Here is a 21,313-nt window from a genome sequence, read left to right on the forward strand (position 1 = left end):
ATACTAATTATTCATGCTGTATGCAGTATGCAACAACGTGTGGTGTGCGGCACACGCTTGCCAGCCCTGCCGGTTTGGCGCCAAGAAAAGGCGGGTCAGAAGGCACGCCCTGACAGAACCGGCCAATCTGCCCGTCCGAAAAGCGCCGCCGAGGAAACGCGCCATGTCCCTTCACGTCGTCCCATCCTTCGCCCGCATCGGCGAGGAGAACGCCTTCGCCGTGCTGGCGCGCGCGACCGAGCTGCAGCGGCAGGGCAAGGACATCATCAATCTCGGCATCGGCCAGCCGGACTTCGCCACGCCCGAGCACATCGTCGAGGCCGCGGTGAAGGCACTGCGCGACGGCCATCATGGCTACACCCCGGCGAACGGCATCCTGCCGCTGCGCGAGGCCGTCGCCGCCGACCTGCACAAGCGCTTCGCGGTCGAGGTCTCGCCCGAGAGCGTGATGATCGTGCCGGGGGGCAAGGTCACCATGTTCATGGCGATCCTGATGTTCGGCGAGCCCGGCGCCGAAATCCTTTATCCGGACCCCGGCTTCCCGATCTATCGCTCGATGATCGAATATACCGGCGCGACGCCGATCCCGGTGCCGGTCCGCGAGGAGAACGGCTTTGCTTTCTCCGCCGAGGAGACGCTCGCGCTGATCACGCCGAAGACCCGGCTCCTCATCATCAACTCGCCGGCCAATCCGACCGGCGGCGTGACGCCGAAGAGCGAGATCGACAAGCTCGTCGCGGGGCTGGCTGATTTCCCGGACGTCGCGGTGATGTCGGACGAGATCTACGACCAGATGGTCTATGACGGCGAGAAGCATGTCTGTCTTCTCAGCTATCCCGAGATCCGCGACCGCCTCATCCTGCTCAATGGCTGGTCCAAGACCTATGCGATGACGGGCTGGCGCCTGGGCTACTCGGTCTGGCCGAAGCCGCTGCTCGACAACGCCCGCAAGCTTGCGGTGAACTCGCATTCCTGCGTCAACGCCCCCGCGCAATGGGCAGGGCTGGCGGCGCTCACCGGCCCACAGGACGCCGTCCACACGATGGTCGCCGAGTTCGATCGGCGCCGTAAAGCGGTGGTGAAGGGGCTGAATGACCTGCCGGGCGTCTCCTGCGCCGTGCCGAAAGGCGCCTTCTATGCCTTCCCCAACATCACCAAGACCGGCTGGAAGGCGAAGAAGCTCGCCTCGGCCCTGCTGGAGGAAGCCGGCGTCGCCACAATCGGGGGACCCGATTTCGGCGTCCATGGCGAAGGCTACATCCGTCTCTCCTACGCCAACTCGCTGGAGAACATCGAGAAGGCGCTCAAGCGGATGGGCGCTTTCCTCGAGAGCCGGCATGGAGCCTGAACATGGTAACCTGTTATCTGCGCTATATCATCGATCCCCATCAGCTCCCGGCCTTCGAGGCTTACAGCAAGCTCTGGATCCGGCTGGTCGAGAAATTCGGCGGCAAGCACCACGGCTATTTCATGCCGTCGGAGGGCGTGTCCAACGTGGCGCTCGCCTTGTTCAGCTTTCCCACACTGGCGGCCTATGAGGATTACCGCAAGCGCTCCTTCGACGATCCCGAATGTCAGGCCGCCTTCGCGATGAACGAAAAGGACCGCTTCATCATCAGCTACGAGCGGTCATTCTTCCGGCCGGTCTTCGAGGATGATCAGGGCGTAAAGCGCGCGCCCTGAGAGCCCCCTCAGTTCCGCGCTGCGCTCGCGGTGACGCCGGGATCGACCTTGAAGCTCGAGGCCTCGATCACCGCCGTTCCGATCATCGTCTTCACGGAGATGCGCACCGGCACCATCACATCGGTGCCGGCGACCGGCGCCAGCCAGGCTGTGATATCTCTGTTCTCGGTCATGAACTTGGTGCTGGGCCGGAGCGCCCGGTGGCCCGAAATCGGCACATAGCGCGCCTGGCAGATCGAAACCGGACCGCTATAGCCATCGAGTTTGACGTTGCGGGTCCCGGCGCTGCTGAGCTTGATGTCGTAGCGCGCCGCGCCGTCGAAGATCGGCAGCGTGCGGTTGCAGGCGCCGTCCCTGCCCTTGCCGTTGACCGGCATGAGGAAAGCGCTGAGCGGGTCGACGATGTTGCGCTTGTGCCCCTCGGTGACCGGCACGCGGTCGGGCTTGTCGTCGATCGGCGGCTCGATATCGATGCCCGCGACGCTGTTATCCGCGAGTGCCATGCGCACGGTGCGGCTCTCGCTTGAATTGGCGGAGCTGACGGCGAAGGTCCTGGGCGCGAGCTTGCCGCCCACCAGTGCCCCGGTCGCCGCGCCGGAGCCGCGGCCGCCGGTCACGCCGCCGACGATTCCCGTCAGCTTCGCGGCCATGTCGAGCTTGTAGCTCGATCCGTCGATACCGCCTGAGAGGCTCGCGGTGCCCAACGTGATGCCGAGAAGGGAGACGTCGTAGCGCGCATCGAGCGAGGCCGCCTCGGCGATCTCGGCCAGACAGGCTGCGAGAACCAGCGCTGCGAGGGACGATGCGACGGCGGATTTCATCCATTGCCTCCGGAACGGCGCGATCCTGCGCGACATGCACTCTGAATCGGTCCGAATCGTGACCGGTTTCCCATCGCAGCGAAGCGACGGCCGGGCGAAGCATCCGATGCCGATCTTTACACCTCGTTAACGCTGAAGGCGATGTGAACAGGCCGCGGGAGTTTTCCTTGACGGGGCCTGCCAGCTTGGCTATGGAACCACGACTTCAATTTGACTTCCGGTGCTCGCCGGCACGTCGCGTGTCGGTTTTTTTGTTTGAGCGACCTGGGGATGTAAGGAACGATTGCCATGGCCCGCCGTTGCGAACTGACCGGGAAAGCCACCCAGACCGGCCACCTCGTCAGCCACTCGAACCGCAAGACGAAGACCGTCTTCCGCCCGAACCTCGTGAACGTCACGCTGCAGTCGGACGCGCTCGGCCGTTCGGTGCGCCTGCGCATTTCGGCCAACGCCCTGCGTTCGGTCGAGCATCGCGGCGGCCTCGACGCCTTCCTGCTCAAGGCTGCGGCCGGCGACCTCTCGGTCGGCGCGCTCACCCTGAAGCGCGACCTTGAGAAGAAGCTTATCGCCAACTGAGCGGGCTTCCCTTTCGGGGTTGAACGAAGCGGCCGAAAGGCCGCTTTTTTCGTTTGGGCCACACCAGCCGTCATTCTCGGGCGCAGCGACGCGGAGACCCGCGAATCTCGGGTGGGAAGAGGCTCCTGTTCCACTGGTCATGAGATGCTCCGGTCAAGCCCGAGCATGACGTTCTTTCTACGGAACCAGCTCGAATTCCAGCAGCACCGTCCGCTGCAGGAAGGAGAAATTGTCGTCCGAGATCAGGGTCAGGACTGTGCGCCGGTTCTCCTGATGGACCGACAGCCCTTCCATATTATCGATCTCATAGCCGAGATCGGCCTCGATCAGCCGCGGTCCATCCACCAGCGCGCCCGGCCGGATGTCGCGCCCGGCGATTCGCCTCATCCTCATGCCGACGCCCCGCAGCGGCTGGTACCAGCGCTCAAGCAGCAGCATGTCGCCAGACGGCAGAAAGGCGAGATCGGTGATGTCGTAGCCGTCATGCCTGATGACATTGAACAGCCCCGGCTGGGGACCGCCGAGAATCGCGCCGAGGGTCGGCTCGCCCTCCTTGCCCGATCGCTCGGCGACCGCGACAAGCGCGCCCTTCAGCGGCCCCACCGGCACCACACCCAGCGCTTCCAGCCCGCGATTAGGGGGCAGGCGCTTGATTTCAGGTGGCACGGGCACCGATCGCGCCCGCGCCTCGACACCGTGCCCCGCCCAGTCGAAACGCACGATCTCGTGCCGGCGTTCGATCCCGACATGGGCGACGCCATCGGCGATGCAGAGGCTCTCGGTATCGAAGAGCCCCGAACGCGCAAGCGGCCGTCCGGAAGCGCCGAGGATGGCAGCCATCTCGGCATCGGCGAGGCCGGTGAGCTTGCCCCCTTGCGAAGCGATTCTCGCCGTCAGCCAGTAGCCGCGGTCGGTCACTGCGACGAGATCGCGTCCTTCGTTGAGTCGGGCCATGCCGGAGAAACCGCCAAAGCGCGGATGCCCGGACGACAGCACGAGGCCGCTGCGGAACTGGAGCGCGCCGAATCGGCGCCGCTCGGGGTTGCGCGGCTCGAAGGCCGCGAGCGGCCGGGCCGAAACCGAGACTGGAAAGCGAGTCTGCTCGGCGGCCCGCGCCACCCCCGGCAGCACCAGGCCGCCGAGGCCCGCAAGCGCGGCACGCCGTGTCAGGCGCATCAATGCAGGCGGCGCGACGTGGGACCGGCGGCTGGCCCGTCCTCTTCGAAAAGCTCGGCGAGCTTCTCGGTCATCACGCCCCCCAGTTCCTCGGCATCGACGATGGTGACGGCGCGGCGGTAGTAGCGCGTGACGTCGTGGCCGATGCCGATGGCGATGAGTTCGACCGGCGAACGGCTCTCGATCTCGGCGATGATATGGCGCAGATGCCGCTCGAGATAATTACCGGCGTTTACCGAGAGGGTGGAATCGTCGACCGGCGCGCCATCCGAGATCACCATCAGGATCTTGCGCTGCTCCGGCCGGCCGAGCAGGCGCTTATGCGCCCAGTCGAGCGCTTCGCCGTCGATGTTCTCCTTGAGCAGACCCTCGCGCATCATCAGGCCGAGATTCTTGCGCGCGCGCCGCCAGGGCGCATCGGCGGCCTTGTAGATGATGTGCCTGAGGTCGTTGAGGCGGCCGGGATTGGCTGGCTTGCCCGACTGCAGCCAGGCCTCGCGCGACAGCCCGCCCTTCCAGGCGCGGGTCGTGAAGCCGAGGAGTTCGACCTTGACGCCGCAACGCTCCAGCGTGCGTGCGAGGATATCGGCGCAGGTAGCGGCGACCGTGATCGGCCGTCCTCGCATCGAGCCGGAATTGTCGATCAGCAGCGTCACCACCGTGTCGCGGAAATTGACGTCCGATTCCCGCCGGAAGGAGAGCGGCTGGAACGGGTCGATGATGATGCGTGGCAGGCGGGCAGGATCGAGCGCGCCTTCCTCCAGATCGAACTGCCAGGAACGGTTTTGCTGTGCCATCAACCGCCGCTGCAGGCGGTTGGCGAGGCGTGCGACGACGCCCTGCAGATTCGCGAGCTGCTTGTCGAGATAGGCGCGCAGGCGCGTCAGTTCCTCGGCGTCGCAAAGCTCCTCGGCCGTGACGATCTCGTCGAACTTGGTCGTATAGGCCTTGTAGTCCGTCTGGGGGCGTTCATTGCCGCGGCTCTCGCGCGGACGCGGCGCCTCGCCGGCCTCCTCGGATTCGGAGCTGTCATCCTCCTCGTCCCAGTCGCCGGCCGGCGCGTCGGTCGCCTCGGAGGCGCCCTCCTGCAGCTCCTCGGTCGCGTCCTCGCTGACCTCGACCTCGGAGCGGTCCGCGCCGCTCTCCTGCTCGGATTCGCCTTCCTGCTGCTGCTGGTCCTCGGAGGACTGGTCCTGGTTGTCCTCGTCCTCCTCGGACTCGTCGCCCTGCGCGGTCTGGTCGGCCATGTCGAGCGAGGCCAGCATGTCGCGCACCGTACGGGCGAAGCCGCGCTGGTCCTCGATCGTCTTGGAGAGCCTGTCGAGATCGCTCCCGGCCTTGGCTTCGATCTGCTCGCGCCAGAGCTCGACGATCTTTTCGGCCGCCTTCGGCGGCTTCAGGCCCGTCAGGCGCTCGCGCACCATCAGCGCCAGAGCATCCTCGAGTGGCGCGTCGGCGCGATCGGTGATTTCCTCGTAACGCCCGCCGCGATGATAGCGGTCCTCCAGCATCGCGGTGATGTTGCCGGCCATGCCGGACATCCGCCGCGCGCCGATCGATTCGACGCGCGCCTGCTCGACGGCATCGAAGACGGCGCGGGCAGCATCGCCCTCCGGCGCGGCGCGGCGATGGATCGCGGCGTCATGGCAGGCAAGGCGTAGCGCCATCGAATCGGCATGGCCGCGAAGGATCGCGACATCGCCGACGCTGAGCTTGCGCGGCGGCTCGGGCAGTCGCGCCCGCTCGCCGACCAGCGACGGCTTGTCCGAGGCAAAGACGATTTCCATCTCCGGCTTGCGCGCGATCGCCTTCATCGCGCCCGAGATCGCCCGCTTCAGCGGCTCGGCCGGGGCTTCCTTCGGCGTTCCAGGCTTGCGGTTCGAGATGCTCATAGCGCCTTCGTGAAGTGATGCAGCGATTGACCCGCCACCGGATAGTTCTCCATCCGGCCGCATTCGCGATAGCCGAGCTTGGGATAGAAGCCCGGCGCCTGGATGCTCATTGTCCCGAGAAAGACACCCTTGGCGCCGTGCTGGCGAGCCTCGTCTTCGGCTCGCGCGACCAGCGTCTCGCCCAATCCCGCGCCGCGATGGGCCTCGTCGATCCAGAGCAGATCGACATAGAGCCATTCCCATTTCAGCTCGCCGACGAGGCCGCCGACGATCTCGCCGCTCTCGTCGCGCAGGCTGATGGCCAGCGGCTTGGCGTTCCGGGGGCCGACCTTCGCCTGGTTATGCGCGCTCAGGCCACGCAGCACCGCGGCACGCGTCTCGTCCTGCTCGGGCTCGACCGTGATCGCGACCACAACCCCTCCTAGCGCGAACGCCCGTCATAGGCCGTCGGCGACAATTCGGTCGGCTCGATGCCAGCGAGGCAGCGCACATTGACCGCGACCATCGGCGTGCCGTCGGGCCCATTCGCCTTGGCAAAGGATTCGACGCCGCAGGTCTCGCAGAACAGATGCTGGATCTTCTGCGTGTGGAAACGGTACTCGGTCAGCGCATCCTCACCCTTGGTGAGGGTGAAGGTGCTGGCGGGCGAGAACGCGAGGATCGAGCCACGGCGCTGGCAATAGGAGCAGTTGCAGGTGAGCGTCGTCCCGAGATCGGCCTCGACCTCATAGGCGACACGCCCGCAGTGACAGCTTCCCTGATACTGCGCCATGGCTCGTGTCCTCTCGTTAGCTCAGCACCACATTCGCCGCGCTTTCCGGCAGCTCCTTGCCGAAGGAGCGCTGGAAGAACTCGGCCACCAGCGTGCGCTCCATCTCGTCGCACTTGTTCAGGAAGGTGACGCGGAAGGCGAAGCCGATATCGCCGAAGATCGCCGCGTTCTCAGCCCAGGTGATGACCGTGCGCGGGCTCATCACGGTCGAGAGATCGCCGTTCATGAACGCGTTGCGGGTGAGGTCGGCGACGCGGACCATCTTGTTGACGATGTCCTTGCCCTCCGGGCTCTTCTGGTAGTGCTTCGACTTCGCGAGAACGATCGCGACCTCGTTGTCATGCGGCAGGTAGTTCAGCGTGGTGACGATCGACCAGCGGTCCATCTGGCCCTGGTTGATCTGCTGCGTGCCGTGATAGAGGCCCGAAGTGTCGCCAAGACCAACCGTGTTGGCGGTCGCGAACAGCCGGAAGGCCGGATGAGGGCGGATGACGCGCTTCTGGTCGAGAAGCGTCAGCTTGCCGGACTGTTCGAGCACGCGCTGGATCACGAACATCACGTCCGGGCGGCCGGCGTCATATTCGTCGAAGACGAGCGCGATGTTGTTCTGCAGCGCCCAGGGCAGGATGCCGTCCTGGAACTCGGTGATCTGCTTGCCTTCCTTGAGCACGATCGCGTCCTTGCCGACGAGATCGAGGCGCGAGACGTGGCTGTCGAGGTTGACGCGGACGCAGGGCCAGTTGAGGCGGGCGGCGACCTGCTCGATATGGGTCGACTTGCCGGTGCCGTGATAGCCCGAGATCATGACGCGTCGGTTATGCGCGAAGCCGGCAAGGATCGCGATGGTGGTGTCGCGGTCAAAACGGTAATCGGGGTCGAAATCGGGCACATGCGGATCGGCTGCCGAATAGGCCGGCACTTCGAGGTCCGTATCGATCCCGAAAGTCTGCCGAACCGACAACTTCATGTCGGGCAATCCGGGCGCGGTCGTCGTCGTCATCATCTTGTCTCCAGGCGCAGGGCCGTGGCCGGCTACATGCCGGTTTGCCCAGAGCCGACCGAGGAGGGAGGCGGATCATCCCTCATTAGAGCGAAAGACCGGAAGCGGCAATTCGCAAAGCTGCACCCTGGCCCTCGCAAAGGGCATGCCGGCCACAGCTCGTGATAGCTCAGATGCCCGAGTCCAGAAGCTGTTTCACGATTGCGACCGCATTGCGGGCGCCGTCGAGTGCGAGAGTGATGCCGGGCGGGTTTCGGCCGATTCCGGCGGCGACGGCGGCCGCCAACCGATCTGGTGTCAAAGCCCCCTCCCCCGAAATCCGCAGGCAACGCGCCAGCCCGGCACGCTCCATCGCTTCGGCTCTGACGGCCTGCTCCGTCTCGCCACCGGCATCGAACGGGACGACGATGGCGGGGCGCCGTGCGGCGACGAGGTCGAGCACCGTGTTATAGCCCGCCTGGCTGATCGAGATCGCACAGCCGGCGAGCAGCGCCGGGAAATCGGGCCGCACGCGCTCGACCGTGACATGCGCCGGCGCGTCTGCCCGCAGCCGGCCGAAGACGTCCCCGCCGACCGCACGCCCGACCAGGATGCGCCAGCGCCGCTCCTGCGGACCGAGCTTCGCCGCCGCGATGGCGAGTGCGAACAACGGAATGGCCGCGGCGGAACCGCCGCCGGATACGAGCACTTCGCCGGTCTCGATCGGCGCGTCGGCAGCCGGCGCTTCGGCCATGTAGCCGGTGTAGCGCAGCTTGGCCGCCAGCCTGGCATCGACTGGCCAGGAGCGGTCGAGCGGCAGGAAATCCGCATCGCCATGGACCAGCACCGCATCGAACAGCGTCGCAAGCCGCTCCTCGGCCTCCGCTATGCGCTCAGGGCGCGGCCTTACCAGCACGTCCCGAACCGAGGAGAGCACGAGGGTCCTCGGATTGACGGCCCGCGCCGCCGCGATCAGGGCGAGAAATTCGGCGGCAAGCTGCCGGCGCCCGAACGGAAAATGCTCGACGATCACCGCATCGGGCCGCAAACTTGCCGCCAGGCCTTCCAAAGCCGCAACGCGCTGGGCCCTGCGTTCGAGGTCGGTGGGCCGACCGGCCTCGTCGAGCAGCGTGCGGAAATCGATGCCCTCCGTCCTGACCGGCGGCAACTGCACGAAGGTGAAGGGCTCCTGCTCCATCGGCCACAACGGCATGCCGCCGCTCGCCAGCGTCACCGCGAACCCCTCTCGCGCTAGCGCCCGTGCCAAATTGGCCGCACGCACCAGATGGCCCGACCCGAGCAGATGCGTCACCGCGATGAGGACGGTCGCGCTCATGCCTTGTCTTCGGCAGAGGCGTGTAGCCTCGCAGCGATGCCGTCCAGTCCGGCAGCCGCCGAGAAGGCGCCGGTCAGCCGCGCCAGCGCGCGATAGCCGAGCTGCCCCCGCTGCTGCGGCGAACAGGCGAGCTCACCGAGCACCCCGGCAAGCCCGTCGATGTCACCGGGCTGCACCAGAAGCCCCTCGACACCATGCCGAACGAATTCCGGAATCCCGGCGAAATCGGTTGCCACGATCGGCAGGGCCTGGCTCGCGGCCTCCATCACGACGTTCGGCAGCCCGTCGCGGTCGCCGTCGCCGGCCTGCTTCGAGGGCAGGACGAAGAGATCGGCAGCCCTGAGCGCGGCGATGACCTCGTCCTGCGCCTTCGGTCCCGCCCAGACGACCTTGTCATCGAGGCCGAGGGAACGCGCCTTCTCCTTCAGCGTCGTCAGCATCTCGCCGCCGCCGATATGGGTCAGCCGCCAATGCAATATGCAGGGCAATCGGGCCAGGGATTCCAGCAGATCGTCGAAGCCCTTCTTCGCCACGGCCCGCCCGATGGTGACGAAGCGCACCGGATCAGCCGCATCCGAGCCGTCGCGACCGGACCTCGGGGCGGGCGGCGGAAAGCGGGTGAGGTCGAGCCCGTGATAGACGAGGTCCACTTTGTCGGGCTGGTCGGAGAGCCGCTCGAGCTCGCGAAAGCCGTCCTGCGTGCAGGTCACCCCCCAGGCCGCATCGGCGATCTTCTCGCGTTTTTCCCAGTCGGGCGTCGTCCAGATGTCCTTGGCATGGGCGGAGAAGGACCAGCTCAGGCCGCGCAGCAGGGCCGTGTAGCGGATGACCGAAGCCGGCGTGTGCAGGTAATGCACATGGAGGTGCCGGATATCCTCGGGCAGCTCTCGCGCCATCACGCAGGCCTGGCCGAAGCGGCGCAGGCGGTTGCGCGTCCGGTCACGGGCAAGATCGCGCAGGAAGAGCGCGAGGAGCTTGCGGAAGCCGGGCTGGGTCAACGCGCCGAACACAGCGCGCGCCACCCGCCCCGGTTCGGCATGCAGATATTCCGGCAGGTAGCGCACCGGCGCCATGATCTGGTTGTGCATCAGGTGCTTGGCGCCGTCGGTCGGATGCCGGAGCGACCAGATCTCGAAGGCGAGGCCGCGCTGCTGCAGCCCGAGCAACTCCTGCGCGATGAAGGTCTCCGACAGCCGCGGATAGCCCTTCATCGCCACCGCGATACGCGGCACCGTGCCTGTCGTCATCGCCGGCCGATCAGCATGAAGCGCGTATAGTTTTTCGTCGGCCGTGCCCCGGCGAACCAGACCTCGGCAAGCCCCACCTGCTCGCGGAAGGCGTCGAGCGAGGCCACGCAGCTGCGATGGTCCGGCTCGCGGTAATAGTCGTTGGATTGCAGCACAAGCGGCAGGCCGCCCGGCAAACTCGCGATCCAGCCCGGCACGTCGGCGAGATGCTCGCAGCTTGTGTTGACGACGAGCCCGGGCCTGGGTGACTGAGCCGCGAAATCAAGCGCCATCATGTCCGCTGTCGCTGCCCGGAAGCGGCCGGAAGCGACATGGCGGTGATTCAGGATCTCCGCGATCGGCGCGCAGGTCGGGTCGATATCGAGGCTGACCACCTCATCGATAGCGAGTCGCGGATCGTCGAGCAGCAACGCTCCGAGCACACCATACCATGCGCCGAGCACCCAGACCGGGCCTTCCGGCTTCGGGCAGGCCTCGGCCAGCGCCTCGACGAGCCACTGCTTGGAGGCGATCTGCTTGTGGTTGCAGGCGATCGACAGGTCCGGCGGCGCGCCTTTGCCATAGAGGCGTGCGACATCGGCGACGATGCGGTTCCCGGATAAGGCCGCCATGCCGCGCAGCAGGTCGTGGAAGGCCTCGCAAGGAGGTTCAGGCGTCATGGTTCCGTCGTTGTCGGCAAAAACTGGCGGGACCATAGGCAGCGGTTGCGGCAAAGGCCAGCCTCCCCTGCCTGTTCAATCGCGCGGATTCGCCTCTTCCGTCCCGGATGCCGATCCCACCGCCGGCTCGGCCGCGTCGCCCGATGTTTCCTCCGACGCAGCGGCCGGAATCGGCCTCGCCGCCATCGCCGCATCCTCGCGCTTGCGGCGGGCAATTTCCGGCGCGCTCGCAAAGCCATAGGCCGTCAACGGCTTCTCGCGCCCCTTGATCGCGATCTTGAGCGGCACGGTTCCAGCGTAGCTGCGGCCGGTGGTGCGAATCGTGTCTTCCGACACCACGACATCGGCGAGAACCCGGCGCGTCGCGGCTTCGAGCTGGCTCGCGATCATGACCGTTTCACCAACCGTGATCTCGCGCCGGCCGAGATTGTCGTTCTCGACCGCACCGGTGATGGCATCGCCGGTATGGATCCCGATCCCGATCCTCAGCGGCAAAGGCAGCGCCACACCAAACTCGCGGTTGAGCGCGTCAACCGCCCGTACGATGTCGGCCGCAGCGCTGATCGCCGCCTGCGCGCCGCGCGCCTGCGAACCCTCGAGGCCGAACACGGCCATGAAGCCGTCGCCGTAGAAGGCGTCGATGCGCCCGTCATGGGCCGTGATCGCCTGGCCCATCTCGTCGAAGAAGCGGTTAAGCAGGCCGATCAGCTCGCGGGGCAGCTGCCGCTCCGAGAGCGCCGAGAAAGCACGCAGATCGGCGACCACCACTGTCAGGCCGCGCTTGTTGACAGCATCGTCGGGCTGCAGCGTGCGCGCACCGGCGGCGTTCAGGCGCGAGGCGAGCAGGATCTGCACCTGCAGGTCGTCTTGCGGCCTGATCTGGCAGGCAAGCCGGACACCTTCCGGCGCGGAGATGCGCCGCAGCAACCTGGCTTCGTTCGGCCCCGGCGACGGCAGCTTGTCGATGCCGTCCATCACCAGCACGCGGCAGGTGGCGCAGCGCGCCCGCCCGCCGCAGAGAGCCGCGTGCGGAATGCCGAAGCGCCGGAACATCTCAAGCACCGTCGGCCCCGGCACCAGGCGCCGCGTACCGTGACCAACGAAACGTACCGTGATCTCCCGTCGCGTCCTGACCCGGATCTCGCGGATGCCGACGAACAGCACGAAGGCGCCCACCAGCCCGTAGAAGGCGCTCTTCGCCMACATCACGTCGCGGTCGAACATCACCCGCTGCGCGTCGGTGACGAACTCGGGCGGGAGCGCCATCCGCTCGGCCTCGCGCGCCGCCACCATGAAGCCGATCAACGCCAGCAGCGGGATCAGGATCGAGACGAGCAGGAACGGATCGCGCCAATGGCGATAGGCGTCACGCGAACGCAGCATGAAATGGAGACCGAGGATGCCATGCGTCCAGACCAGCAGCAGCAGCAGCGACTGCAGCAGCGCGCGGCTCGGCCACAGCCGCCGAAGCACGGCATGATAGGTCTCGTCGACACCGAAATAATACCCCAGCACGCGCGTGCTGACGATGTGATCGACCAGCAGGAGCGGTATCGCGAGACCCAGCGCGATCTGCAGCATCTCGCGCAGCGGCATCTTGAAGGTGCGCCGCTGGACCACGCGCAGCAGCGCGAACACGGGATGGATGATCAGCGCGCCGTAGAGCACGATCGTCCCGATGCGGGAATGCCAGACATTGTAGCGCCAGTCCTGGACGCGCTCCATGACATCGAGCCCGAAGATGCCCATGGCATGGTTGAGGAAATGCGTCGTCGCGAAGGTCAGCAGGATCAGGCCCGAGACGAGGCGGATGTCGCGGCTCCAGGACGAGACCTGATCGATGCTCGCGCCCATGCTGCTGCGTGCCATCTGCGGGCGCGGCGTGCCGGCGGCTTGTGGCCGATTCATACGACGCTTGACCTCATCAAACGGTTTCGTGCTCGCGGAGCAAAACGCTCGCAAGACGATGAACGCGATCCGCCAGGTCGCGGCAGACCGCAAGGCTGAATTCCGGCACGGTCTGGAGCAGTTCGAAGAACAGGTCCTTCGGAATTCTCAGCGCCAGGACCGGCGTCTTCGCGCTGACCGTGCCGATGAACGGCCGGCCGCTGAGCAGCGATACGTCTCCGGTAATGCTGCCGGCGTCCTTCTGGAACCGACGCCCTTCGCCGTCCGGGCGCGACTGCGAGAATTCGACATCCCCCTCGAGAATGACATAGACGCCGTCCAGACGGTCCTTCTGGTCGATCAGGACTGCACCCGGTTCGAAGCGCAATCTTTCGCCCATGAGGGCGACGAGCTTGAGCCGCGAGGGAGGCATGTCGCGAAACAGGGGCAGGCTGCGCAAGCAGCCGATATCGGCTTCCAGACTCATGACCGTGCCTCCATTCGCTGGGCATCCGCAAAGCGTAACGCCTGGCCGCCGACATCGTTCGCCGCCTCGAGCGCCCCGCCCGCCTCGACCGAGCCGGTCGCCCCATGGAAAACGACCCGCATCGGGATATCCTCAACGAGTCTAGCATCTCCCAGCAGAAGAAACAGGGTCATACCGGCGCAATAGCTGCGTAGCCGGGCGACGATCTTCTCCGGCTCGTCGGAGATCGCGAGCAGGGCCGAGACGTCGAGCACAGCGATCTGCGGCGCCTTGACGAGAGCCTGCGCCAGAGGAATCGCATGCAGCAGACGCGCCGGCAGATAGCGCCCGCGGATGCCGCTCTCGGTATCGAGCCCGAGGCGATACAGCGCTTCCCCGAGGCCTGAGCGCTCGAGCGCCTGCAGCACGATCTCTGCCACCTTCCGGCCTGCGTCGGGGATGCCGTAGCCGATACGGCCGAACATCAGGTTGTCCCGCACGCTGGCGCCGAGCATGACCTTATCGGGAGCATAGAAGTCCACATCGGCTGCAGCATCGGCCGGCAGGTGCTTGCGGAAGCTTGCCCGCGCCCTGAGGACACGGCGCTCGAGCCGGTCGTCGATCAGGTTCAGCCGGTGCTTGGGCTCGATATACCCCAGTGCCAGCGCCACCAGGTCGCGCTCCGTCTCCTGGTCGAGCGGGCTTCGCATATCGTGCTTGGCCAGGATGGCCGCCAGCTCGTTGAGGCGCTCGAAATCGAAATTCTCGCCGAAGGTATAGCGCTCGAACAGCGCATGCCCTGGCGGCAGGCCGGCGAAGATCTCGGCGACGGTCGCGACGATCCGCCCCCCCATCTCGGTCATCGGCTCGACCAGGGCCTCCGCCTTGAGGATCGATTGGGCGTAAGGCTCGAAGAGCAGCGTCGCATTGGCGAAGCGGGCGCTGGTCCGTGTCCCGAAGATCAGGTTTTCGGCAATCGAAGCGTTTCGGTTGTAGCGGTCGAGGACGAACGGCTCGATCAGCTCGCCAAGATTGATGCGCTCGAGCTCCGCCGCCACGACCTGACGGGCGGTAATAATGCGCTCGGTGGCTTCCGCGCTCACCGGCGGCATCACCTTGCCGCCCAGGCCGAGCTCGAACACGTCCTGCGTGCAGCCGAACACGTCGAGCAGCTCTCGCACCCGCGCCGCGAGCTCGGCCGCGTCGGCGACTCCGACGCCGTCGTAATCCGTCCAGTCCGCTTCGAACGGAAATGGCGAGTTGCCCGAGCGGACCGCCTCGACAAAGCGGCGATGCTCCTCCGGTGAAACTGGCCCCTCGGACTTGATCTCCGGCCGACGCCGCCGCAGCGGCAACAGGATGTTGTCCCGCATCGTCCCGGCGATGATCTCCGTTTGGTCTCCCGAATAGCCGATCAGATGGCTCGCCCGCTCGACCGACATGTCCGCGAGCAGTTCGCCATCGATGAGCACCCGTCCCGAATAATTGGTCGCCTGTCGCCCGAGGATGCGGCCGAGCACATCCCCGCCACTGCCATGGGGGCCGATCAACGCGACGCAGCCCGGGCGCTGCAGGCTGAATGAAAGCGGCGTCAGCAGCGGCTGCCCGCGATTGTCCAGCATCTGCACGGCCTCGAGCCGGATGCTTCCCTTGACCGGCAGCGGCGAGCAGCCATTCGCCTCATCGAGGACGAGCGTGTCGTCGCTGTTGAACTGGGAAATCACCTGCTCGTATTTGATCGTGACGTCGTTGCGCTGCTGGTCCCAGTCGATCAGCTCCTTGATCGGCGAAGGCAGGTCACGATAGGCCGCGATCACCGCCACCAGCTGGCCGATGTCGAGGCGTCCCTGCAGCGCGAAATAGCCGCCTATCGCATAGAAGAAGAACGGCGTGACCTGCGCCAGCAGGTTATTGAGGAACTTGACCGCGAACTTGCGCTTGTAGAGCTCGTAGCGGATGTCGAAGAGGCGCCCGAGGCGCGCGGCGATATCCGCCTGAACGTATCCCGCAGCGCCGTGCCCCTGGATCATCGGCCCGGCATCGACGATTTCGCCGATCCTTCCTGCAAGCTGGCGGGATGCGATCTGGCGCTCGCGGCCCAATCTCAGCTGCTCGCGGCGCAGGATCGGGATGATGATGGCCTGCGCCAGCACGATCAGCAGGGCGATCGAGCCAAGCCAGAAGCTCTGTACCATGATGAAAACGAGCGCCGTCAGGGCCTGGCTCAGCAGGAAGACAGGCTGGATGAACGCGTCGCCGACGAAGCCGCCGATGGGCTCGACCTCGTCCTTGATCATGCTGGCGATCTCTGCCGGCTTGACTGCCCGGATTTCCTCCGGGCGAAACCGCAGCAGCTGGCTGAAAAGGTCGTAGCGCATGCGCCGCAGCATGCGCTCGCCGAGAATGCCCTTGCGCACGTTGACGATGTATTTGAAGGCGCCGTTGATCAGAACGAGCACCAGGAAATAGCTGGAGAGCCCCATGAGGAGCCCGACCTGATTGACCTGAAACCCTTCGAACAGCCTCAGGGTAGCCCCACCGAGCCAGGACGGCAGATGCAGCGTCATTTCCATGAAGGTGGCGGTGGTCTTGCCGCCTCTGAAGGCCCCTCCCTGGATGGCGTCGTTGACGATCCGCTTGGGGACGTCGAACGAGGCCCAGTTGAAGGGTATCGAGACAACGATGATCAGCAGGACGATGATCTGCTCGCCGCGACTCTTCTGCCAGATGTAACGGAAGAGGTTGGGCTCCAAAGGGCAATCCTGTCGCGAAACGCCGACGGCGCTGTCATATCGGGGCGAGGCCCCTGCGAGCGACCATATGTGGTGAGGTTGCGGCGGAGTGCAATGCGAGCCACTTTCAACCTGCGGCACAGCCGGGATCGCGCCGCGTCGGGGGTCGATGTGAGGCGCCTGTTGCTCCGTGCGGCCATTGCCTGTGCTGCTCTTGTGATCGCGGTTGCTTCCCCCCTTGCATCCGCCTGCGCCGAAGTCGCAGCCGGCAACGCTTTCGACCTCCTGCATGATGGCTTCGACAAGGGCGGTTTCGCCGCCGAGGGCGGGCTATTCTACAAGGAGAACGTCGAGCAGCGCGCCGGCCGGATGGTTTTCAGCCCGGCCTCGCCTTCGGCCGGCACCGGCGCGCTGACCCTCACGGTCATGGCGGCCTGCCCACCCCATCAGCTCGGCTGCAGCGAGCGCGCCGAGGTCTGGGAGCGCCCGCAGGTGCTTGCTCCCTATGGCAGCACGGTCTGGTACGGGCTGGCCCTGCGTCTCGACGCCCCGCTGCCGCAGGACGATCGCAGATATGTGATCGCCCAATGGAAGCGAGAGATCCGCCCCGGCGCCGTGGGAGACTACTCGCCCTTCCTGGCACTGCGGCTCTATCGCGGGCATCTCGGCGTCACCGTCGAAACGGATCGCATCACGTCCTATCAGATCGGGAGCCCCGAGCGCCCGGATGGCTGCCGCCCCGGCGAGGCCCTGGTGCTCGACCGCCCGAAGGTTCGCCAGACGCGGGCTCTGGTCGCGATCGAGGCCGGCGCTGCGCGCGAAAGCTACCCCGGCTATTTCGATGCCTGTGCCCCGGGCATCCAGGTCACACGCCATGCCGATCTGCCGGCAGCCCGGAACGGTTGGATCGATTTCGTGATCCGATCGCAACCAGGCCCCCATGGCGACGGACACATCGAGATCATGGCCAACGGCGCCCCGATCGTGACCATCCGCGGGCATATCGGCCATAGCGGCCCGGGTCTCGCCACCAACCAGTACTTCAAATTCGGCCCCTACCGCGCCCCCGGCCTCCTGCCCTGGAGCGTCAGCTACGGCGGTTTCCGCCGGGGGCCGCGTTGCAGCGATGTCATCCGGCTCGGCCAATGTCCGGCCGAATGAGTCGCTATGTCGAAAGTCATTGGCAAGACCGAACTTTAGACGTCTAGTGAAGTCAGGAGAATTGCGGACGGTTCCGGGGTGGCGTCAGATCGGGCTATGGATATCCTGCGCATCAGCGACCTGCGTATCGGCTTCACTGTTCACGGCCTGTCCCGCGAGGTGGTGAAGGGCGCGAGCCTGCGCGTTCCCGCCGGCAAGACCGTCGCGCTCGTGGGCGAATCCGGCTCAGGCAAATCAGTGATCTCGCAGGCCATCATGGGCCTGTTGCCCCGCGCGGGCGCCGTGACGGGGGGCGAGATTCTGTTCCGCGACCCGCTGGCGCCGCAGAGCGTGACCGACATCGCGGCGCTGCCTGCCGAAGGCCCCGAGATCCGGGCCCTGCGCGGCGGCCGCATCGGCATGATCTTCCAGGAGCCGATGTCCTCGCTCTCGCCGGTCCACACCATCGGCAACCAGATCGAGGAAGCCTTGCTCCTGCATCGGCCGATGCCGAAAGCGGAGGCGCGCGGCCTGATCGAGGCCATGCTGAAGCGCGTCGGCTTCAAGAACGCCCATCGCGCCTATGGGCTGTATCCCTTCGAGCTCTCCGGCGGCCTGCGCCAGCGCGCCATGCTTGCCATGGCCCTGATCTGCAAGCCGGCCCTGCTGATCGCCGACGAGCCGACCACCGCGCTCGACGTCACCATCCAGGCGCAGGTGCTCGACCTGATGCGCGATCTCCAGGCCGAGATGGGCATGGCGATCCTGCTGATCACCCACGATCTCGGCGTCGTCGCCAACATGGCCGACGAGGTGGTGGTGATATTCCACGGCGAGATCCTGGAGCGAGGCCCGGTCGAGGACATTTTCCGGCAGCCGCGCCATCCCTATCTCAAGGCGCTGCTGAACGCCTCGCCGCATTTCGACATGCAGGAGGGGGAGCGCCTCGTCGCGCTGCGCGAAGCCAGGCCCCGCCCCCCGGCGGCGCCCCGCCCCGCCCCGCCTCCGGGAGATCGCGAGAACACGCCGCTCCTGCGGGTCCGCAACCTCCGCAAGACCTATGTCACCGGCTCCCGCGGCTTCTTCGGCAAGGGTACGCAAAGCGTCGTGAAGGCCGTCGACGATGTCAGCTTCGACATCCGCCGCGGCGAATGCCTCGGTCTCGTCGGCGAGAGCGGCTGCGGCAAGACGACGGTCAGCAAGATCGTGATGCGGGCCGTCACAGCCGATTCGGGAGAAGTCGTCTTCGATGACGGCCATGAACGGGTCGACGTGCTCGGGCTGAAGGGCGAGGCATTGCGGGCCTTCCGCCCGCGCATCCAGATGATCTTCCAGGATCCCGTCTCGTCGCTGTCGCCACGCATGACGGTGATGAACATCCTGCGCGAGCCGCTCGCGGTCCACGACAGGGGCCACTCTGCTGCTCAGGACGAACGGGTTCGCTCCCTGATGCAGGATGTCGGGCTCGATGTCCGCTTCCTGAACCGCTATCCGCATTCCTTCTCGGGCGGCCAGCGCCAGCGCATCGGCATCGCCCGCGCCCTGGCGCTCGATCCCGAGCTGATCATCTGCGACGAACCGGTCTCGGCGCTCGATGTCTCCGTGCAGGCGCAGATCCTCAACCTGCTGAAGGATCTCCAGGCCGAACGGGACCTCACCTTCCTGTTCATCTCGCACAACCTCGCCGTGGTGAACTACATGGCGGATCGCATCGCGGTGATGGCCAATGGCCGCATCGTCGAGCTGGCGCCGCGCCATATCCTCTTCACCAAGCCGGTCCATCCCTACACCAAGGCGCTGCTGCGCTCCGTGCCTTTCCCCGATCTCGATCGCAAGCTCGACTTCAAGCTCGCGGCGCCTGGCGGTGCGTCCGATGACAGCCATTGGGGTGACGCCTTCAAGGTCGGTTCCGACGCCTCTGACCTGGCGCATCTATCGCTCGGAAGCGGTCACTACGTCCTTGCGCGGCCCAATGCCGATGTGCGGGAGATGGTCCCATGACCTCCCGTCGCTCGCACACGACGCGCCGCGGCGCCCTGCTGTTGGGAACGGTCGCGCTTGCCGGGGCCGCGCTGCCCCGCCGCGCGCTGGCTCAACCTGCCCCGATCGACAGCCCCTTCTTCGCCGAGAAGGTCGCCGCGGGAACGCTGCCGCCGGTAGCGCAGCGCCTGCCGGCGTTGCCCCGCCTCATTAACCTCGGCAAGCTCGGCCGCAGCCCGGGGCGCCATGGCGGCAATATCCGCATGCTGATGGGCGATCAGCGCGATGTCCGGATGATGACGCTCTACGGCTACACGCGCCTGATGGTCTACGATGAGACTCTGGAGCTCGTGCCGGACGTTCTCGAGAGCTGCGACGTCCAGGACGGCCGCATCTTCACGCTGCGCCTGCGCACCGGCCATCGCTGGTCCGACGGCTCTCCCTTCACCACCGAGGATTTCCGCTACTGGTGGGAGGATGTCGCCAACAACAAGCGCCTGTCGCCCGGCGGACCGCCTCAGGCGATGCTGGCTGGCGGCAATCTCCCCTTCTTTGAAGTGCTGAGCGAGACCGAGGTTCGCTACAGCTGGGAGATGCCGAACCCGATCTTCCTGCCGGCGCTGGCGGGCGCGCAACCGACCTATATCTTCATGCCGTCGCGCTACCTCAAGCAGTTCCACGAGAAGCACGCACCCAAGCACGAGTTGGTCCAGCGGGTGAAGGAGAACCGCGTGCGCGACTGGGGCGCGCTCCATGAGCGCCTCTCGCGCATGTACCGGCCGGAAAACCCGAATCTTCCGACGCTCGAGCCCTGGCGCAACACCACGCCCCTGCCGGCCGAGCAATTCGTGTTCGAACGCAACGCCTTCTTCCATCGCGTCGACGAGAAGGGCCGGCAGCTGCCCTATGCCGATCAGGTCACGCTGACCCTCGGTACGAGCTCGCTGATCCCGGCCAAGGCGGCTGCAGGAGAGGCCGATCTTCAGGCCCGCTACATCCGCTTCGACAACTACACCTTCCTCAAGGAGGCCTCGAAGCGGATGAACTTCGAGGTCAAGCTCTGGAAACGGGCCGAGGGCTCCTATTTCGCGCTTCTGCCGAATCTGAACGCCATCGATCCGGTTTGGCGCGACCTCAATCGCGACGTGCGCTATCGCCGCGCGCTCTCGGTCGCGATCAATCGCGCCGACGTCAACAAGGTGATCTTCTTCGGCTTGGCACGCGAAAGCGCCAACACGGCCTTGCCGGAAAGCCCGCTCTACGATCCGACGCTCGCTTCGCTCTGGATTCAGCATGACCCCGGACTGGCGAACCGGCTTCTCGACGAGATCGGCCTGACCAAGCACGACGATGACGGCGTGCGCCTGCTCCCCGACGGGCGCAGGCTCGAATTCACCATCGAAACGGCCGGCGAGAACACGGAGGAGACGGACATCCTCGACCTCCTCAAGCAGGATTTCTTGACCGTCGGCATCAAAATCTATCCGCGCTCCACACAACGCGACGTCTTCCGCCGCCGCATCGTCGCGGGCCAGACCGTCATGTCGGCCTGGGCCGGCATGGACAACGCGCTTGTCACCTCCGACATGGAACCTGACGCGCTGGCGCCAACCTCCTCGGCGCAGTTCCAGTGGCCGCGTTGGGGCCAGTTCATCGAGACCAGCGGCCGCGAGGGCGAGAGACCGGCCTCGCACGAGGTCAACGAACTGGTGCGGCTCTACGAGGAATGGCGGATGAGCTCGACGCGCGACCAGCGCCGCGCCATCTGGCACAAGATGTTGGCCATCAATGCCGAGCAGGTATTCACCATCGGCGTGATCAACAGCACGCTGCAACCCATCGTCGTCTCCCGCGATCTGCGAAATGTGCCCGAGGTCGGCCTCTACAGCTTCGAGCCCGGTGCCTTCATCGGCCGCTACATGCCCGACACCTTCTGGTTCGATCGGCCAGAGACCAAAGGCTGATCC

18 protein-coding genes are annotated in these 21,313 nt (G+C 66.1%); 6 read left to right on the top strand and 12 right to left on the bottom strand.

Features of this window, described 5'->3' with window-relative positions:
• Nucleotides 1–163: 163 nt before the first annotated feature.
• Complete coding sequence (locus tag AC1DDA_RS22360; RefSeq protein WP_476797442.1) at nt 164–1,348, top strand: pyridoxal phosphate-dependent aminotransferase; 1,185 nt, start codon at nt 164–166, stop codon at nt 1,346–1,348.
• Between the two features lie 2 nt (nt 1,349–1,350).
• Nucleotides 1,351–1,683 carry an NIPSNAP family protein gene (locus AC1DDA_RS22365; protein ID WP_476797443.1) on the top strand — a complete coding sequence of 111 codons (333 nt, stop codon included), beginning with the start codon at nt 1,351–1,353 and terminating at the stop codon, nt 1,681–1,683.
• 8 nt (nt 1,684–1,691) lie between these two features.
• Here the strand turns inward: AC1DDA_RS22365 and AC1DDA_RS22370 are convergent, their stop codons facing one another.
• Nucleotides 1,692–2,504, bottom strand: a complete 813-nt coding sequence (locus AC1DDA_RS22370; RefSeq protein ID WP_441510679.1) for a DUF3108 domain-containing protein — start codon at nt 2,502–2,504, stop codon at nt 1,692–1,694.
• A gap of 288 nt (nt 2,505–2,792) precedes the next feature.
• Here AC1DDA_RS22370 and rpmB point away from each other — a divergent pair, with 288 nt between their 5' ends.
• Nucleotides 2,793–3,080, top strand: a complete 288-nt coding sequence (rpmB, locus tag AC1DDA_RS22375; RefSeq protein ID WP_441510680.1) for a 50S ribosomal protein L28 — start codon at nt 2,793–2,795, stop codon at nt 3,078–3,080.
• Between the two features lie 177 nt (nt 3,081–3,257).
• Here rpmB and AC1DDA_RS22380 read toward each other — a convergent pair whose 3' ends face one another.
• The 11 genes from AC1DDA_RS22380 to AC1DDA_RS22430 all read right to left on the bottom strand — a co-directional run bounded on the left by AC1DDA_RS22380 (nt 3,258) and on the right by AC1DDA_RS22430 (nt 16,247).
• Nucleotides 3,258–4,256, bottom strand: coding sequence for an esterase-like activity of phytase family protein (locus AC1DDA_RS22380; protein ID WP_476797444.1), 999 nt, complete (start codon nt 4,254–4,256; stop codon nt 3,258–3,260).
• Complete coding sequence (cobT, locus tag AC1DDA_RS22385; RefSeq protein ID WP_441510682.1) at nt 4,256–6,148, bottom strand: cobaltochelatase subunit CobT; 1,893 nt, start codon at nt 6,146–6,148, stop codon at nt 4,256–4,258. The genes AC1DDA_RS22380 and cobT overlap by 1 nt, the downstream gene beginning before the upstream one ends.
• Nucleotides 6,145–6,561 carry a GNAT family N-acetyltransferase gene (locus tag AC1DDA_RS22390; RefSeq protein WP_476779996.1) on the bottom strand — a complete coding sequence of 139 codons (417 nt, stop codon included), beginning with the start codon at nt 6,559–6,561 and terminating at the stop codon, nt 6,145–6,147. The genes cobT and AC1DDA_RS22390 overlap by 4 nt, the downstream gene beginning before the upstream one ends.
• A gap of 8 nt (nt 6,562–6,569) precedes the next feature.
• Complete coding sequence (locus AC1DDA_RS22395) at nt 6,570–6,920, bottom strand: GFA family protein (protein ID WP_476779997.1); 351 nt, start codon at nt 6,918–6,920, stop codon at nt 6,570–6,572.
• 16 nt (nt 6,921–6,936) lie between these two features.
• The gene (cobS, locus tag AC1DDA_RS22400) at nt 6,937–7,920 is read right to left on the bottom strand and encodes a cobaltochelatase subunit CobS (RefSeq protein WP_441510685.1); all 984 of its coding nucleotides are present in this window, start codon (nt 7,918–7,920) and stop codon (nt 6,937–6,939) included.
• Nucleotides 7,921–8,089: 169 nt separating this feature from the next.
• A complete protein-coding gene (locus tag AC1DDA_RS22405) occupies nt 8,090–9,235 on the bottom strand; it encodes a glycosyltransferase family protein (RefSeq protein WP_476797445.1) in 1,146 nt (381 codons plus the stop codon).
• Nucleotides 9,232–10,482, bottom strand: coding sequence for a glycosyltransferase family 4 protein (locus AC1DDA_RS22410; RefSeq protein WP_476797446.1), 1,251 nt, complete (start codon nt 10,480–10,482; stop codon nt 9,232–9,234). The genes AC1DDA_RS22405 and AC1DDA_RS22410 overlap by 4 nt, the downstream gene beginning before the upstream one ends.
• Entirely contained in the window at nt 10,479–11,141 is a 663-nt protein-coding gene (locus AC1DDA_RS22415) for a class I SAM-dependent methyltransferase (protein ID WP_476797447.1), read from the bottom strand. Before AC1DDA_RS22415 ends, AC1DDA_RS22410 begins: the two co-directional genes overlap by 4 nt.
• A 75-nt stretch (nt 11,142–11,216) precedes the next feature.
• Nucleotides 11,217–13,049, bottom strand: coding sequence for an adenylate/guanylate cyclase domain-containing protein (locus AC1DDA_RS22420; protein ID WP_476797448.1), 1,833 nt, complete (start codon nt 13,047–13,049; stop codon nt 11,217–11,219).
• A 16-nt stretch (nt 13,050–13,065) separates the two neighbouring features.
• Complete coding sequence (locus tag AC1DDA_RS22425; RefSeq protein WP_441510690.1) at nt 13,066–13,515, bottom strand: Crp/Fnr family transcriptional regulator; 450 nt, start codon at nt 13,513–13,515, stop codon at nt 13,066–13,068.
• Nucleotides 13,512–16,247 carry an ABC transporter transmembrane domain-containing protein gene (locus AC1DDA_RS22430; RefSeq protein ID WP_476797449.1) on the bottom strand — a complete coding sequence of 912 codons (2,736 nt, stop codon included), beginning with the start codon at nt 16,245–16,247 and terminating at the stop codon, nt 13,512–13,514. The genes AC1DDA_RS22425 and AC1DDA_RS22430 overlap by 4 nt, the downstream gene beginning before the upstream one ends.
• 162 nt (nt 16,248–16,409) lie before the next feature.
• Between AC1DDA_RS22430 and AC1DDA_RS22435 the strand changes: the two genes are divergently transcribed.
• From AC1DDA_RS22435 to AC1DDA_RS22445, 3 genes are all read left to right on the top strand, one after another.
• Nucleotides 16,410–17,387, top strand: coding sequence for a polysaccharide lyase family 20 protein (locus AC1DDA_RS22435; RefSeq protein WP_476797450.1), 978 nt, complete (start codon nt 16,410–16,412; stop codon nt 17,385–17,387).
• A 96-nt stretch (nt 17,388–17,483) separates the two neighbouring features.
• Nucleotides 17,484–19,367, top strand: a complete 1,884-nt coding sequence (locus AC1DDA_RS22440) for an ABC transporter ATP-binding protein (protein WP_476780004.1) — start codon at nt 17,484–17,486, stop codon at nt 19,365–19,367.
• Complete coding sequence (locus tag AC1DDA_RS22445; RefSeq protein WP_476797451.1) at nt 19,364–21,310, top strand: ABC transporter substrate-binding protein; 1,947 nt, start codon at nt 19,364–19,366, stop codon at nt 21,308–21,310. Before AC1DDA_RS22440 ends, AC1DDA_RS22445 begins: the two co-directional genes overlap by 4 nt.
• Nucleotides 21,311–21,313: the final 3 nt, after the last annotated feature.

The sequence above is a fragment of the Allobosea sp. 10N428 genome (genome assembly GCF_056394545.1).

Coding starts and splice junctions, on each gene's coding strand:
- AC1DDA_RS22360 (WP_476797442.1), top strand. CDS start 164: ATGTCCCTTCACGTCGTCCCATCCTTCGCCCGCATCGGCGAGGAGAAC.
- AC1DDA_RS22365 (WP_476797443.1), top strand. CDS start 1,351: ATGGTAACCTGTTATCTGCGCTATATCATCGATCCCCATCAGCTCCCG.
- AC1DDA_RS22370 (WP_441510679.1), bottom strand. CDS start 2,504: ATGAAATCCGCCGTCGCATCGTCCCTCGCAGCGCTGGTTCTCGCAGCC.
- rpmB (WP_441510680.1), top strand. CDS start 2,793: ATGGCCCGCCGTTGCGAACTGACCGGGAAAGCCACCCAGACCGGCCAC.
- AC1DDA_RS22380 (WP_476797444.1), bottom strand. CDS start 4,256: ATGCGCCTGACACGGCGTGCCGCGCTTGCGGGCCTCGGCGGCCTGGTG.
- cobT (WP_441510682.1), bottom strand. CDS start 6,148: ATGAGCATCTCGAACCGCAAGCCTGGAACGCCGAAGGAAGCCCCGGCC.
- AC1DDA_RS22395 (WP_476779997.1), bottom strand. CDS start 6,920: ATGGCGCAGTATCAGGGAAGCTGTCACTGCGGGCGTGTCGCCTATGAG.
- cobS (WP_441510685.1), bottom strand. CDS start 7,920: ATGACGACGACGACCGCGCCCGGATTGCCCGACATGAAGTTGTCGGTT.
- AC1DDA_RS22405 (WP_476797445.1), bottom strand. CDS start 9,235: ATGAGCGCGACCGTCCTCATCGCGGTGACGCATCTGCTCGGGTCGGGC.
- AC1DDA_RS22410 (WP_476797446.1), bottom strand. CDS start 10,482: ATGACGACAGGCACGGTGCCGCGTATCGCGGTGGCGATGAAGGGCTAT.
- AC1DDA_RS22415 (WP_476797447.1), bottom strand. CDS start 11,141: ATGACGCCTGAACCTCCTTGCGAGGCCTTCCACGACCTGCTGCGCGGC.
- AC1DDA_RS22425 (WP_441510690.1), bottom strand. CDS start 13,515: ATGAGTCTGGAAGCCGATATCGGCTGCTTGCGCAGCCTGCCCCTGTTT.
- AC1DDA_RS22440 (WP_476780004.1), top strand. CDS start 17,484: ATGGATATCCTGCGCATCAGCGACCTGCGTATCGGCTTCACTGTTCAC.
- AC1DDA_RS22445 (WP_476797451.1), top strand. CDS start 19,364: ATGACCTCCCGTCGCTCGCACACGACGCGCCGCGGCGCCCTGCTGTTG.